The organism is Gillisia xinjiangensis (genome assembly GCF_046298265.1).
Lineage (GTDB): Bacteria > Bacteroidota > Bacteroidia > Flavobacteriales > Flavobacteriaceae > Gillisia > Gillisia xinjiangensis.
This window is the reverse complement of record NZ_JBKAHK010000012.1, coordinates 1-15,493: the sequence shown is the minus strand read 5'-3', so window position 1 is coordinate 15,493 and position 15,493 is coordinate 1. Positions and strand designations below refer to the sequence as shown.

Annotated in this window: 10 protein-coding genes; 8 read left to right on the top strand and 2 right to left on the bottom strand. The window is 40.8% G+C overall.

The window, feature by feature from the left end; all coding sequences use genetic code 11:
* Positions 1-165: 165 nt before the first annotated feature.
* The 8 genes from ACKGJN_RS16015 to ACKGJN_RS15980 all read left to right on the top strand — a co-directional run bounded on the left by ACKGJN_RS16015 (position 166) and on the right by ACKGJN_RS15980 (position 11,483).
* The gene (locus ACKGJN_RS16015; RefSeq protein ID WP_409540571.1) at positions 166-1,431 is read left to right on the top strand and encodes an MraY family glycosyltransferase; all 1,266 of its coding nucleotides are present in this window, start codon (positions 166-168) and stop codon (positions 1,429-1,431) included.
* A 358-nt stretch (positions 1,432-1,789) separates the two neighbouring features.
* Entirely contained in the window at positions 1,790-2,584 is a 795-nt protein-coding gene (locus tag ACKGJN_RS16010; RefSeq protein WP_409540570.1) for a polysaccharide biosynthesis/export family protein, read from the top strand.
* Between the two features lies 1 nt (position 2,585).
* Positions 2,586-5,000, top strand: a complete 2,415-nt coding sequence (locus tag ACKGJN_RS16005; protein WP_409540569.1) for a GumC family protein — start codon at positions 2,586-2,588, stop codon at positions 4,998-5,000.
* A gap of 370 nt (positions 5,001-5,370) precedes the next feature.
* The gene (locus ACKGJN_RS16000) at positions 5,371-6,717 is read left to right on the top strand and encodes a hypothetical protein (protein ID WP_409540568.1); all 1,347 of its coding nucleotides are present in this window, start codon (positions 5,371-5,373) and stop codon (positions 6,715-6,717) included.
* A gap of 342 nt (positions 6,718-7,059) precedes the next feature.
* On the top strand, positions 7,060-7,458 hold the full coding sequence (locus ACKGJN_RS15995) for a hypothetical protein (RefSeq protein WP_409540567.1): 399 nt from the start codon (positions 7,060-7,062) through the stop codon (positions 7,456-7,458).
* Between the two features lie 902 nt (positions 7,459-8,360).
* Positions 8,361-8,837, top strand: a complete 477-nt coding sequence (locus tag ACKGJN_RS15990) for a UpxY family transcription antiterminator (RefSeq protein WP_409540566.1) — start codon at positions 8,361-8,363, stop codon at positions 8,835-8,837.
* 373 nt (positions 8,838-9,210) lie between these two features.
* Entirely contained in the window at positions 9,211-9,876 is a 666-nt protein-coding gene (locus tag ACKGJN_RS15985; protein WP_409540565.1) for a DNA-binding response regulator, read from the top strand.
* Between the two features lie 203 nt (positions 9,877-10,079).
* Positions 10,080-11,483 (top strand): alanine/glycine:cation symporter family protein, encoded by a 1,404-nt coding sequence (locus ACKGJN_RS15980; protein ID WP_409540564.1) that lies wholly within the window; start codon positions 10,080-10,082, stop codon positions 11,481-11,483.
* Between the two features lie 31 nt (positions 11,484-11,514).
* On the opposite strand, the gene ACKGJN_RS15975 is transcribed toward ACKGJN_RS15980, so the two are convergent.
* Positions 11,515-12,567: an oxidoreductase gene (locus ACKGJN_RS15975; RefSeq protein ID WP_409540563.1), complete on the bottom strand. Its 1,053-nt coding sequence runs from the start codon at positions 12,565-12,567 to the stop codon at positions 11,515-11,517.
* Between the two features lie 381 nt (positions 12,568-12,948).
* Positions 12,949-15,315 (bottom strand): S9 family peptidase, encoded by a 2,367-nt coding sequence (locus ACKGJN_RS15970; RefSeq protein ID WP_409540562.1) that lies wholly within the window; start codon positions 15,313-15,315, stop codon positions 12,949-12,951.
* Between the last annotated feature and the right edge of the window lie 178 nt (positions 15,316-15,493).

The window sequence follows — 15,493 nt, the reverse complement described above, 5'->3', positions numbered from 1 at the left end:
AATCATAGAACACAAAATTAATACAAACTGAATCTCACCTTCAACACCCATTACCATTAAGAATTATTCAAAATTCCTTATTCCAAATTTTGAATTTTAAATCCTTATTCCAACACCCATCGCCCTACCGATTGGTATTAATTACTAATCAATAATTTATATCTCATGAATCTACTCAATCACGAGGTGATCCTCGGTCTTTTCCGTGATAATTATTTACTGTTTGTGCTGTGCCTATTTTCTGGCGCATTTGCCATGACTTTCTACCTTATTCCCAAGGTATTGTGGGTGAGTAAGGAGAAAAACCTAATGGCTGAGGTGGTGGGTCGTAGTGCTCATTCTACGGAAACGCCGTCCTTTGGCGGTGTAGCCTTTTACATGACCCTTATTATGGTGCTCGCTCTTATACAAAGTCTGAGGCTGAACTATGTGGGAAGTCATCTCATTGGGGCTATCACCATTTTATTTATGGTGGGCTTAAAGGACGATCTGGTAATCTCTAGTGCCCGAGTAAAGTTATTTGGGCAGATAGCCGCGGCCTGTTTTCTTGTGTTATCACCGGAAATGCACCTTACCAATTTGCATGGTTTCTGGGGAATCTATGAAATTCCAGAGATCCTGGGTCTTTTTTTGACAACCTTTTTGGTTATAGCACTTATCAATGCCTATAATTTAATCGATGGGATCGACGGCCTGGCTGCGCTTGTGGGGATCGTAATTTCCACGACTTATGCCGTCATCTTTTTTATCAGCGAAGAGCCTTATTTTGTCCTGATAAGCGTGTGCCTTGGAGGAATCTTAAGCGCTTTTTTGAGGTTCAATTATTCCCAGGGGCGCCGGAAAATTTTCATGGGAGACTCCGGCTCGCTTATCGTAGGCCTCATACTCGCCTTTTTAAGCATCAAACTCTTGGTAATGGCACCCTATCTTCCTATGATCCAAAAAGGCTTTAGCGCCTCAAACCGCCTTTTGTTTGTCGCCTGCATTTTGTTTATCCCTGTTTTTGATACCCTGAGGGTAATCCTTCTCCGACTTTTAAAAGGCGACAGCCCTTTTTCTGCCGATAAGGAGCATACGCATCATATCTTGCTGGACCTGGGCCTTTCTCATAAAAAAACGGGATTTTTCCTAACCTCTTTAAACATCCTGGTAATAAGCATTTTCTGGTATTTTTCAAATAAACTTTCTAATGTAGGTCTCACCTTTTTGGTGCTCGCCTTGTATTGCGTGATGTTTCTAATATTCTATGTACTTAAGAAAAAAAGCATCCTTAGAATGGATATGATAGATGCCGAAGCGAGAAGTTCAGAAGCGGAAAAGAATAGCGCTCCCTTGATCAAACATAATGGAGTGGAAAAAGGAATAAAGGTTGGAAGACCTGAAAAAATTCAACCCCGACCCATGGGTGCAAAATTCAAGGTTAGGGAGTGAAAAAATTCAAGGTTCAAGGTTCGAAAGTTCGAAAGTTGAACGGTCAACGTCAAAAATATTTTTGAAAAGCATTTAAACCAAACAAAAACATTCGTGATTCGTGACTACTTTCTTGTCCTTTTATTTGGAACAAACCCAGTGTTTTTCCTAAACCAAAACTCTGGTTAACCTGCCCGGCTTTTTTTGAGGGGTCCTTTTTGATCCGAGCATCTTTTGTTTTACCCTCCGAGGGCTTTGCGTAAACCTCTGCTTCCTTTCCGGTAAAAGAATATTAAAATTAAACTAAAAAACCATATCCCGAAGTATCGGGAATGAATTATAAATACAAAACCCTATATTCGCAAATATTTTGAAACAAATGACATCCCCACACTTTCTAAAACTTCCTTTCCTGGCAATCCTCAGTCTTATATTTTTGAATTCCTGTGTATCCGGAAAAAAGATCACCTATTTCCAGAATATGGAGCAGTTAGAACAGCTTGCTGAAGCCTCAAAAACGGGCCTTAGCATTAAACCCAATGACCTGATAACAATTTCTGTTTCAGCATATAATATGGAAGCTGCAATGCCCTTTAACCTGCTTGTGACGGGAAGGTCAGCGGGCGGGGGAGATGCGGGTTTAAGCGCAGGAGGTACTCAGCAACTGCAGCCATTTTTGGTGGATAGTGACGGAAATATAGAGTTTCCGCAACTGGGAACCATGAAAGTTGCCGGGATGAACCGTCAGGAACTCTCGGGGAAATTGAAAACCCTTATCTCCCAATATGTAAAGGAACCCATCGTAAATGTACGCATCGTGAATTTCCAGGTGAGTGTGCTGGGAGAGGTGAACTTCCCCGGAACTTTCAGTGTTCCCGACGAGTATTTAAGTCTGCCAAAGGCCCTTGGCCTGGCAGGGGATATGAGTATTTACGGACAGCGGGAAAACGTGCTGGTGGTGCGGGAAGAAAACGGGCAAAAGAGCTATGCCTACCTGGACCTCACCGATGCCAATGTGATGAATTCTTCTTATTATTATTTAAAACAAAACGACATGGTGTATGTTGAGCCTAACAAATCCCAAAAGCAGCGGTCAGGAATTAATCCGAATACAGGTATTTATTTTTCAATTGCTTCCGTTTTAATCTCATTAGCCATTTTGATCACCCGATAATATGTCACAGCAACCCAACAATCAGCAACAACACCAGCCTCAACAGCAATTTCAGCAGGAAGATGACATCAACCTGAGGGATGAATTCGGAAAATATTTCCGGTACTGGCCCTGGTTCGTAGCCAGCGTACTTTTGTGTGTGCTAATCGCCTTTTTATATTTACGCTACACCACCCAGGTATATCAGTCTACCGCGACCATCATTATAAAAGATGAGAAAAAAGGCGGATCTATCCCCGGCCTGGAAGCCTTTGAAGGTCTTGGACTTTTAGGCGGCATGGGCGGCAACAGCCTGGAGAATGAAATGGGGATTTTGCGCTCCAAACGCCTTATTACCGATGTAGCGAAACAACTTCAACTAAATGTTCGTTTTTTTATAGAAGGAAATGTGCAGACTACCGAGCTTTATTCAAACAATCCTATTGATATCCAGATCCTGAAACAGGATGAGGAAGCCCTGGCGGAAGGACGAGCCTTTAATATTTACGACAAGGGTGAAAAAGGAATTCTCATTGTGGATGAGCTTAGCGGGAAAGAAATTACAGCCGGTTACGGAAACCCGGTAGATCTTGATTTTGGTACCATCGTGATCAATAAGAGCCTTACTTCCGGTTTTAAGGAATTTTCTGAAAAAGGGGAGCCTTTAACCGTAATCTTTTCAACTATAGAAGCAGCAGGTGCAGGGTATCGCGAAAAAATTCAGCTGAATTTAACCGATAAAAATTCTAGTTTGATCGAACTTAATCTGAATGACCCTGTGAAAGAAAAGGCCAGGGATATACTGGACCAATTGATATTGGAATACAACCGGCAGGCCATTGAGGACAAAAACCTGGTGGCCACAAATACCGCGAGGTTTATTGAAGACCGGCTTGCCATCATCACAGGGGAACTGGATTCGGTAGAAACCGGAAAAGAAGATTTTAAAGAAGAAAACCAACTTACCGATATCCAGGCAGAATCTGAGATGTTTGTGGAAAATGCCAGTGAATTTAATAAAAAGCGCCAGGAAGTAGCTACCCAGCTGGAACTTAGCACCGCGATGCTGGAGTATATCAACACCGATTCCTCTTCCGACTTATTACCCGCGAATCTTGGAATTGCAGAGTCTGGCGTAAACCAAACGATCTCCGAATATAACAGTCTGGTGCTGGAGCGCAACAGGATCTTAAGAGGTTCTACAGAAAAAAACCCGGTGGTAATGGATCTCAATACCCAACTGGAACAAATACGGGTAAACGTGGTTCGCAGTTTACAGCGCATGCGTTCCAATCTATTGATCTCCCAAAAAGAACTAAACCGCCAGGCAGCCGAAATGGGCTCCCGGATCGCTTCAGTTCCCGGAAAGGAAAAACAGTTTCGCGGCATTGAGCGCCAGCAAAGCATCAAGGAAGCCTTATACCTGTTTCTGCTTCAGAAACGCGAGGAAACCAGTTTATCCCTCGCCGTGACCGCGCCAAAGGCGAAGATCGTGGATAACGCATATACCTTAAAAACCCCTGTGGCTCCCAAAGGCAAAATTATTTTGCTGGCAGCCTTGATCCTTGGAGTGTTGGTGCCGTTTCTTATTATTTACCTGAAAAATCTTTTCAATAATAAAGTAAATGAACGGGCAGATATTGAGAAGATAACCAAAGAGATTCCTATTGTGGGTGAAGTTCCCAGGGTAGCCAAAAAGGAAGATGAGCTTATAAAAAAGAACGATCGTTCTGTACTTGCAGAATCCTTCAGGATAACGCATACCAATCTGCAATATTTAATGATCAATGCTGCAGAGAAAGAAGGAGGAAACAGCATTTTCGTGACCTCTACAGTAAAAGGGGAAGGAAAGACCTTTGTCTCGTTTAACCTGGCCCTAACCCTTGCCAATTCTGATAAAAAAGTGCTCCTTGTAGGTGCCGATCTTAGGAACCCACAGTTACAGCGTTATTTCCCCGATGCCAGACAGCAGCGTGGGGTAAGTGATTATCTTATAAGCACTACCGTGATGCTAAAGGACCTGATAACTCCATCCGGACTTCATTCGAACCTGGATCTGTTAGCCTCGGGAACTATTCCTCCAAACCCATCAGAATTATGGAGACAGAAGAAAACCGCAGGCCTTTTTGAAGAGCTGGAAAACTTGTATGATTATGTTATTTATGATACCGCACCTGCTATGCTGGTAACCGATACCTTCCTTATCAACAAATATTCAGATGTTACCTTGTATGTGATACGGGCAGGTTATACCGAGAAAAAACTCATCAATTTTGCCGTAGATGCCAAAAGGGATGGCAAGCTGCACGATGTAAGTTTTGTGCTGAATGATGTAAAAGCCGCTAACTATGGATATGGCAATAAATATGGCTATGCCTATGGGGAAGATGAATCCGGATTTTGGGATAAGTTAAAGGGAAAAGCTGCTATTTGGTAGCCTCCCAATCCCCGAAGGGGAAGTTTTTATTCGCCCTTGTTTGAACCTGGCGCCCCTGAATGTATGCCTGGATTTAATTTGCCCGCCACCCTTTTAGGGATGGGTATGGCGGGAAACGATACTCCCACACCCCGCACCGTGTACTTTCTAACTTTTTTTCCAACACTGTGATTTTGAACGCAGTGAAGAATTTCAAAGGAATACGAACCATGTTTCCAAAACTTTCAAAATTTGAACTTTTTTTAACCTTGAATTTAGAACCTTTATTATTACCTGTCACAAGAGGTCCTTTCGCAATTCGCCTGTAGCGAATTCCTCAGGAATGAATTGAACTTTCGAACTTTCAAACTTTTTTACAATTAAGAATTTTATGATCCAAAAAGCATTTTTTATACTCTTTGCATTTTTAAGTTTTTCTGCGTACCCGCAATTAGAATTTTCCGGGGAGGTGAATTTGCAGGGAATGTACTCCACCGGGGAGGAGCTGCCGTTCTGGATGTATAAGAATCAGCGGGGACGGATCGCTGAAAACACCAATGCGGCAGGATGGATTACCGGAAAGGCCATCTATGATCTTGGTGCTACCTCCAATTTGGAAGTAGGAGTGGGGATTTTGTACCAGGATGGAATATCAGACCGGGTATTTCTGGATGAGTCGTATTTACAGTTCAGGAACACCTGGCTGGAGGTGATCGCTGGTAGAAAGCAGATGCCGGAACTGTATAACGGGTTGAGTGCAACCAATGAAAATATTGTTTGGTCCTTAAATGCGCGACCGCTGCCGGGGGTGCAGTTCAGGACCAGGGAACCCATCATGCTTTTTCCGGATGCCGGCCTGGGCTTTGAAGCATCCCTCTCTGAATATCTTCTTGAAAAAGACAGGCATGTTAGCTATGCCAGGGTGCATCACAAGAGTCTGCACCTGGTCTACCTGCCAAATGAAGACTGGTGGATACGTGCGGGTATTCAGCATTTTGCCCAATGGGGAGGGAATTCGAAAAGGTTCGGGCAACAACCGGAAGGGATAAAAGATTACTTATTGATGTTTTTTGGAAGGGAAGGCGGAGAAAACGCAAATGCATCAGACCAGGTCAATGTATTGGGAAATCAACTGGGAAGTTATGAACTTAATATTAAAAGATCCTTCAGGGATATGGATGTTGAATTTATCTATAATCATATGTTCGAAGACGGAAGCGGCAGCCGGTATGTTAACTTTCCGGATGGCAGATATGGATTTTCCCTGGATTTTCGCGATGAAGGAAGACTCGTGAATAATATTCTTTATGAATTTTACTATACAAAAAATCAAAGTATCAATAGTACAGGCCCACATCAGAATGATAATTATTTAAATCATGGTATTTATCGAAATGGATGGTCTTATGAGCAGAGAACTTTAGGTGCTCCATTTTTTACTTACGATAAAGAAAGAGATCTAATTGTTAACAATAAATTCATGATGCACCACATTGGAATCTCCGGCAGTATTTCCAATTATTTTGAAAGTTATCCCTATAAGCTCATGCTTAGCGGAGGAAGAAACGATGGCCGTTACGGAGCCTATTTTACTCCCAATGAAGATGTGGCTTATATAAGCTATGAGATGTTAATCCTTCAAAATTTTGTGGATTTAAGCATTCAACTGGGAGCAGAATATCATTCTCTGTATTCGCCTTTATATGGAGCTGGATTACACCTAAGTAAGCAGTTTTAGTCTTGTAAGAAAATTCTTATAAATTAAAATTTGGAAATCAAAATATTTTGTTAAATTAAACCCACCAAAAGGTGGTTTTTTTGATTTAAATCCTGGATAAACAAAAAATAGTTTGGCTTTTCGTGTTAAAAAAGACTGAGGATGATTGATTTAGAAAGATAGAGTAGGTTAAATCCATTGGTTTTTTTCAGGTATTTGACAGGGGAAATAAATTCCATCCTGTTAACAGAGAAAAATTTCCGGATAACTGTAAATTTAACACTTTATCCTTTGGATTAAATCTAAAAATTTTGTTAATTTATAAATCGGTAAAAATAACACGAACGGCTAAATTCCCCTAAAATGACAGCACAGGCATGTAAAACTTCGATTCTTTCTTCTTTTCACAAGATGGATAATGTTCTTTATGAGATCCGTGATCAAAAAGGTATTTTGATAAACACTGGTTATGATGCCTGGAAACAAGATGTGTTAAGGGATCTTTTACAGGCTGGTTTTATCAAGCTGGAGAAGGATCTTTATACCATTACCGCAGAAGGCCGGGAAGTGATTGCTCAGGACAGTATTTTATATTACAACAAAAGGGTCAAAATAAAAAAAGTAACCATTAATGCTGCAAACAAGGAAGAAGAGACCGGGCTGTTCAGTAATTTCTGGATGCTGCTCATTGCCGGGAGTGTGATAAGTATCGCCTTGCTCTGGTTTTTGATGAAATACCAGGTAGCTGAGTTTATGTTGTAGGCTTGCTTTTTATTGGATATGTTACTTGTGCCCCGATGGGGCATTTTTTGTGACCTAAAGTGATGAAGTGAAGGAGTGATGAAGTGAAGGAGTGAAGGAGTGATGAAGTGAAGGAGTGACGCTGTGATGAAGTGACGCTGTGATGAAGTGACGCTGTGATGAAGTGATGAAGTGAAGGAGTGAAGGAGTGACGCTGTGATGCTGTGACGAAGTGATGAAGAGACGAAAAATCTCATTGTCTTGGGGCAGGAGGTTTCAAAGGAGTTTTGACTTTACGACTTTGAGATTTCTCAATCGCCTGATTGCTTCTCCCGATCCAAAAATCGGGATCGCAATGACAGACTCATTTCGAAATGACTTAGGTGTCATTTCGAGCGAGCGGTTTTGAATTTGAACCTTGTTTACTTCCAGGATTATTTTTTAAGCGGAATTTTTGAAGCATACAGAATAAAGCGACGAGAAATCTCATTGTTTTGGAGCAGGAGGTTTCAAAGGAGTTTTGAAATGACTCCGTCAGATTTCTCAATCGCCAGATTGCTTCTCCCGATCCAAAAATCGGGATCGCAATGACAAGCTCATTTCGAAATGAATCCGGGATTATTGCCCAGGGTCTCAAAATCGGTAACCATCAGTACATTAACAATGGTTGCAAAACTTCTTCTAAAAACCAGCCAAGACTCACTATAAACTTCGTATTTTTGAAGTTCTCAAATAACTAAAAAACTCATATCTTTTTCTCCAAACCCTACTGCGGGGAATTTTTAGAAACAGCTTCTGATTAAATCAAAAATCTCGGGGCAAGCCCAAGAGGTATTAATTGGAAATCACTTTTAAAAACTCGAAAAAAGCCTTGGGAAATTAAATCCTCAATGAGGGTTTAAACGAAGCCTAAAATATTTTATATGCAGTGGTACGTTTTATATACAAAATCCAGAACCGAAATAAAAACTGCAGGTCGCCTCAAAAATCTGGGGATCGAAGTTTATTGTCCGGTGATCACAGAAGTCCGCCAGTGGAGCGACCGTAAAAAGAAGGTGACAGTCCCTTTGTTCAAATCCTATGTTTTTGTGAGGATGGAAGCTAAGAACCGGAATCTTGTTTTTGAAGTTCCCGGGGTGGTATCTTATCTTTTCTGGTTGGGGGAACGGGCTGTAGTTAAAGATGAAGAGATCAAAGTGATCCGGCAGTGGCTGGAGAACGATGGAGTGGATGAAGCCAAGATCGATGTTTTAAATGCGGGAGACAGGATCACTATTTCCAAAGGAGCCTTTAAAGATCAGGAGGCCATCATCAAGGAGGTGGGTAAAAAAACAATGCGGCTTATTTTACCAAAACTCAATTGTGTTTTGCAGGTAAAGGCCAGTGAAGTACTAGGGTAGAAGTTTAGGGTCAATGTTCAGCGTTTACCGTTTAAGTTTAACCTTTTGTCCATGCCTATATAGCATTGGGAAAAACGTGGTTCAAAATTCAAAGTTTAGGGTTCCCACCTAATTCCGAAAAGGTACTTTTCAACAGATATTTTCAGACTGCCGTTGTGGCCACTTAAAAAATTCCTTTTTCATTCGATTTTTATTTTGAACTTCAACTTTCAAACCTTCCAACTCTCCAACTTTTTAACCTATGAAAGTGCCTGATTTTGATTAATAGTTAAGAAATCGACTGCAAAATGTGGAAAACCGTAATTTTCCTGGAAAGGGATAGATTACTTTTGATATTGAAGCAGGGAGTCAAATCCCTGAATAAATTGCCCGGATGTTTAAAAAAGTTTTAGTTGCAGATGATATAGACAGTATGAACCATGCTGTGGCAAGTGTGTTGCAGGATTTTAAAATTGAACAGGTTGAATATGCACAGTATTGCGATAGTGCTTATTTAAAGGCAAAAAAGGCAATTCAGGATGGCGAACCCTTCGATCTTTTAATTTGTGATCTTTCTTTTAAAAGCGATCACAGAAAAGTTAGGATCGCTTCCGGAAAAGAGCTTATCGCCATTCTTAAAAAGGAGGATCCTAATTTGAAAGTGATCGTGAATTCTATTGAAGATCATCCGCATACGGTTAAAGCTCTTTGGGAATCAGGCGATATTGAAGCCTATGTGTGCAAAGACCGGCAGGGAATGAAAGAGCTGAAAGATGCAATATCTAATATAGGCCGCGGTAAAATTTACAACTCTCCCAGGATCGAACGGAGTTTGAAACAGGATAACCTGATCATTTTAAACGATTTTGAGATAAAACTCCTGAGGCATATATCTAATGGTTTGACCCATGTTGAAATCGAGGAAAATTTCAAAGCGAATAATATTTCTCCAAGCAGTAAAAGTGCGATTGAAAAACGCTTAAAAGAATTAAGGGAAGATTTTAATGCAAAAACCACCCCGCACCTTATCGGGTTGCTTAAGGATCTAAAACTTATTTAAAAAGATAAATGCCGGTTCTTGACTTCACATTTTGGGTAGGGCCGATATGGAAGACTCAAAGCCGGCATTTTTAATCTTTTATATATTCTCTTTTCTTTTTTTCATATCTCAATACTCAATTCTCATATCTCTTTTTCTTCTTAATGGGTTTTATTGATCAGAAATTATATATTTGGGCAAAATCCTCCAATCTATATTTCCTTATGATTTTGCTCGACGATTTAATTGCCCGGTTTGCTTCTTTTATCTGGGGGCTTCCCCTTTTAATTTTACTCATAGGCGGCGGATTCTACCTGCTTGTACGATCAAGATTTCTTCCTTTCAGATATTTGGTTCACGCGGTTCAGGTGTTGAGGGGGAAGTACGACAATCCGAATGATCCCGGGGAGATAAGTCATTTTCAGGCACTCGCTACAGCATTGGCCGCTACCGTGGGTATGGGGAATATTGCTGGTGTGGCGGTGGCAATAGCTATTGGAGGTCCCGGAGCGATCTTTTGGATGTGGATAAGTGCGATTATTGGGATGGCTACAAAATTCTTCACCTGTAGCCTTGCGGTGATGTATAGAGGTAAGGACAGTGCAGGAGAAATTCAGGGTGGACCCATGTATGTTATTATGGAAGGTCTTGGGAAAAAATGGAAATCCCTGGCGGTATTTTTTAGTGTTGCCGGATTGGTAGGGGCACTGCCGGTCTTTAACGTGAATCAGTTAACCCAGGCGGTGAATTTTATTTTGCTTGCTCCAAACGGCGTGGAAACCGGTTTCACTACAAATCTAATCATAGGACTTATCCTTGTTGGGATCACATCCGTAGTGATTTTTGGTGGACTTCATAGGATAAGTAAAACGGTTTCAAAACTTGTGCCCAGCATGGTTTTGCTTTATTTTGTTTCTGTTTTGATCATTCTTTATGTAAATATTGACCAGGTTCCATATTACTTTAAACTCATTTTTACCGATGCTTTTTCGGCTACATATTTCACAGGAGATTCATTTCTGGGTGGAGTCCTGGGCGGACTTATCATTCTTGGGATTCGCAGGGGAGCCTTCTCCAATGAAGCGGGAATAGGTACAGCGCCAATGGCACACGGTGCTGCAAAAACAAACGAACCTATTCGCGAAGGCCTTGTGGCAATGCTGGGGCCTGCAATCGATACTTTGGTGGTGTGTACTTTAACTGCCCTGGCGATATTGGTTACCGGGGTATGGCAAACCACCAATGTGAACGGGGTGAGCCTTACCGCAGCGGCATTTGACCAGTCTATTCCTGTTTTTGGGAATTATTTATTGATGTTGTGTATTGCGATCTTCAGTATTTCCTCCCTGTTTTCATATTCCTATTACGGGACAAAATGTCTTTCATTTTTAATTGGAGCTGATAAAAAACATTATTACAATTATTTTTATGTGGTAAGTATATTGGTAGGAGCAACTACTTCGCTTAGTATGATGATCAATCTTATCGATGGATTCTTTGCGCTTATGGCTATTCCAACGATGCTGTCTACCTTGATCCTGGCACCAAAAGTTCTTAAAGAAGCGAAAAAGTATTTTGGCAGAATGAAAGTTCAGCGGAAAGAAAAACTGGCTGCTGTAAAAGATTAGAATATTTTCATAGCGGACAAGGCATATTAAGTTAGGGAACTAAAAATTCCACCCGTCTTTTTTCAGCATTGCTTTGAATGGCCAGTTCTATAACTTTTATAACATCCCTTGCCTGTTCCGGTTTTACAAGCAACTCCTCGTTACCTGTGATGGCATTATAAATATTTTGATAAAAAATCCTGTAATCTCCCCGTTCACTTTTCAGGGTACTGGTTTCCTCAATGGTATTTAAAGTGCCCCATATTTTTTCGGATTCCAGTCCCCAGTCGGAGCTGTCATTAGGTTTAAGTCCATTTTTCAGCTGTTCTTCCTGTGGATCAGCTCCATATTTAATAAAACTTCCTTTGCTTCCATGTATACTGAAGGTAGGCCCCTTTTCTTTTACCAGCATTCCGGCATTCAGACTGACTTTAAGATTGGGATAAAAGAGCAAAAGCTCAAAATAATCGGGGACTTTAGCATTTTTTCGCTGGATGCGGATATCGGCAAAAACCTCTTCGGGAAGTCCGAATAACACCAACGCCTGATCGATCAAATGGCTTCCGAGATCGTATAAAATTCCGCTGCCGGGATTTTCCTTTTCTTCCTTCCAGCTATCTTTCACCTCCGTCCTGAACCTGTCAAAATGGGAAGTATAGGATACGATTTCGCCAAGTTTTTTTTGCTTCAGAAGTTTTTGAATGCTTAAAAAATCACTGTCGAATCGCCGGTTATGATGCACGCTTAGGATCTTGTTTTGTGAACTTGCGAGTGCTGTCAATTCATTAGCTTCCCGAACCGATGGTGTAAAAGGCTTTTCAACCACCACATTTTTTCCTGCTTTTAAAGCTTTTTCAGCAAATTCTTTATGAAGATGATTTGGGGTTGTAATAATCACCAGGTCAATTTCATGATCATTTAAGATCTTATCATATTCAGAAATCACCTCGGCTTCCGGGAAATCCTGTTTTGCAGTTTTTATATTTTCAGCACTGGTGGTTAAAATCTTTGTGATCTCTAATCCTTCAATACTGGAGATGATAGGAGCATTGTAAATACTGCCGCCTTTCCCAAAACCAGCCATTGCAACTTTAATCTTTTTCATGAAATGATGGGTTTATCGTTTAACGTTCAATGTTTACCGTTTTCTGTTAACCTTGAACTCTGAACTTTTGGTTGAACTTCCCTGATTACTGTTGACCGGTTTTAGATATTGATTTTCTATGGTACTTATTTTTTGTCTCCCGCTGATTTTCTAAGAGAATAATCTTCTATTTTTTTGCCACGAATACACGAATGTTTTTTTGTCTCCTGGCTCTTGAATCCTGAGTTCCAAGCCAAAAATACAAGAATGATTTTTTGTCCTGTCTCCTGGTTCTTGTCTCTTGAATCTTAGCTTCCAACTTTGTCTTGCATCTTGTTTCTTGGCTCTTTTTTCTTTTCTCTATTCTCTCTTTTCCAACTTTGAACTTTATAACTTTTAAACTTATAACCCGATAAGCGTCTCATTAAACAACTTCAAAATTCGTTTATATTCATCTGTCCAGCTGCTGGGCTCTACGAAGCCGTGATCTTCAACAGGATAAACGGCCATTTCCCAATTATCTTTTTCCAGTTCTATAAGGCGTTGAGCCAGCCGAACCACATCCTGAAAATGCACGTTTACATCCAGCATTCCGTGGGCGATCAATAAATTTCCTTCAAGTCCTTCTGCAAAATAAATAGGGGAGGACTGCTTGTAAGCGATAGGATCTTCAGAAGGCGTATTAAGGATATTCGAGGTATAGCCATGATTGTAATGCGCCCAGTCTGTAACCGACCTTAGTGCCGCGCCAGATTTGAAGGTTTCAGCTTCATTGAAAAGGCCCATTAAAGTGATGAAACCACCATAACTCCCGCCATAAATTCCTATATTTTCAGCATCTACGCCGTGTTCAGCAACAAGATATTCTGCGCCATCCACCTGGTCTGAAAGGTCTTTCCCGCCCATATGACGATAAATTGCAGTTCTCCAATCCCTTCCGTAGCCTGCACTTCCGCGGTAGTCAATATCCAGCACGGTGTACCCAAGATCTGTCAATAAATTATGGAACATATATTCCCGGAAATAACTCGACCACCATTTATGCACATTTTGTAAATATCCGGCTCCGTGGACAAAGATCACCGCAGCCCCGTTATTTGCACTTTCAGAAGGTTTATAGATCCTTGCAGGAACCATCACCCCGTCTTCTGCTTCAAATTTTACGAGTTCCGGCTCCCGCCAGTCGTACGATTTAAAAATTTCAGACTGGCCGGAAGTCAATTGTTTTGCTTCTGAATTTGCCGAGGTTTTTTTTAAATACAGTTCCCAGGGCTTGTTGCTGTAAGAATAAAGTATAGCCAGTTGTTTTTCATCGGGCGAAAGTTGCACGTCATTATTCCCGGTCATTTGAGTGAGTTTTTCCATTTTCCCTCCCATTACAGGCATTTTGTAAAAATGTCTTTCTCCGGGATGAACTTGTGATGTGGTTAAAAACCAATGCTTTTTGTCTTTGGATAAAAACGGATCAAAAACTTCGTAATCCCCTTTGGTAAGCGCTTTTTTGCTTCCGGAATTAACATCCAGTACATAGAGGTGTGAGTATCCGCTTTCTTCAGACTGGAAATAAATATGGCGATTATCCGGCAACCACCCAAGGGTTCCGCCGCCCGAAGACCATCCTATTCCGGGACCGGCAATCCAGGCTTCATCCCGCTGCCGATCAAGGCTTTTTAATGCTCCGGTTTCAAGGTCAAGCAAAGTGATCCAGCGATCTTTATTGTCCTGGGAACGCACATTTACAATCGCCTGTTTTCCATTATCACTAAAATAAGGTCCGGAAGGAATTACTTCTCTTATTTTTTCTTCCCAGGTTCGTTCGGGATATTCTTTGGTGTAATCGGGCAGGTCTGTAATTCCGGGTAAATTTTCGGTATTTGTCATATATACCGTATCCTTTTCCAGGTGATAAATAGCCAATTCCACCTTTACAGGCTGGTCTCCAACCTTTGTTCGCGCAGGAAGATTTACGGTGTACCCGGAAGCATCGGTATAATCTGGCACATTGCTTCTTTTCTCCTCTTCTCTGGTAATAAGGCTGAAAGTAGCATATTTCGCATCTGGAGAAACCTGGAGGTTGGAGATGGAACTTTTTCCGGTATAAAATACAAATTCTTCTCCCTGAGTTGTTTTTTCGTAGGCTTCGCTGGCTTCTTTTTTATCTTTTCGTTCCCGAACAATTTCCAGCAATCCTAAATTTTCCTTTTCAAGCCAATCATCTTTTACAGATGGTTTTTTATCGGTATCCTTTTTTTCTCCAGATTGGATATTTGTTACTTTCTGGATGCTTCCGCCGGAAAGATTATAAAGGAATATATTATCCTCCATAATAAATGAGATCAGGTTTTCATCGTTGAGAAACTGCGGATCCCGGATGCGATCCCCTAATTTCAACAATTGCCGACTCTTATTATCCTTTAAATTATACAACATCAGCGCATCATCCTTGATATAAACTTTTTGAGATCCTGAAGTATTAAGATCGCCCCTGCCTGGCGCATTTTTCTCTTCGGAAAAGGAAACTTTTTCGATCTTGTCCAGATTTGAAAGACTTATTTTATAAAGTGAATCTGAAGGATCTTTCTGAAGATTATAATTGAAATAGATGGTTTTACTGTCTTCGCTCCATTTAATGTTGGAGGGAAAAGTTCCCATCCACGCCGGATCCTGCATTATTTTTTCTACTGAAAGTTGGCTTTCCTGCGTATATCCGGTTTTAAAAATAAGGAAAAGAAATAGCAGGGGGAATAGGTTTTTAATAGTTGATCGCATAGAATTTAAATTGAAGGAATTATGGATTAAACTTGAATTGGCAAGATAATAAAAAGTTCAAGGTTCGGTTCAAAAAATCAAAAATCAAAATTTAAGGTTCAAAGTTTGAAAGTTGGAAAGTTGGGAAAACACGGATTGCACAGATTACTCAAAAAGCGGATTACACGGATTTAAAAAT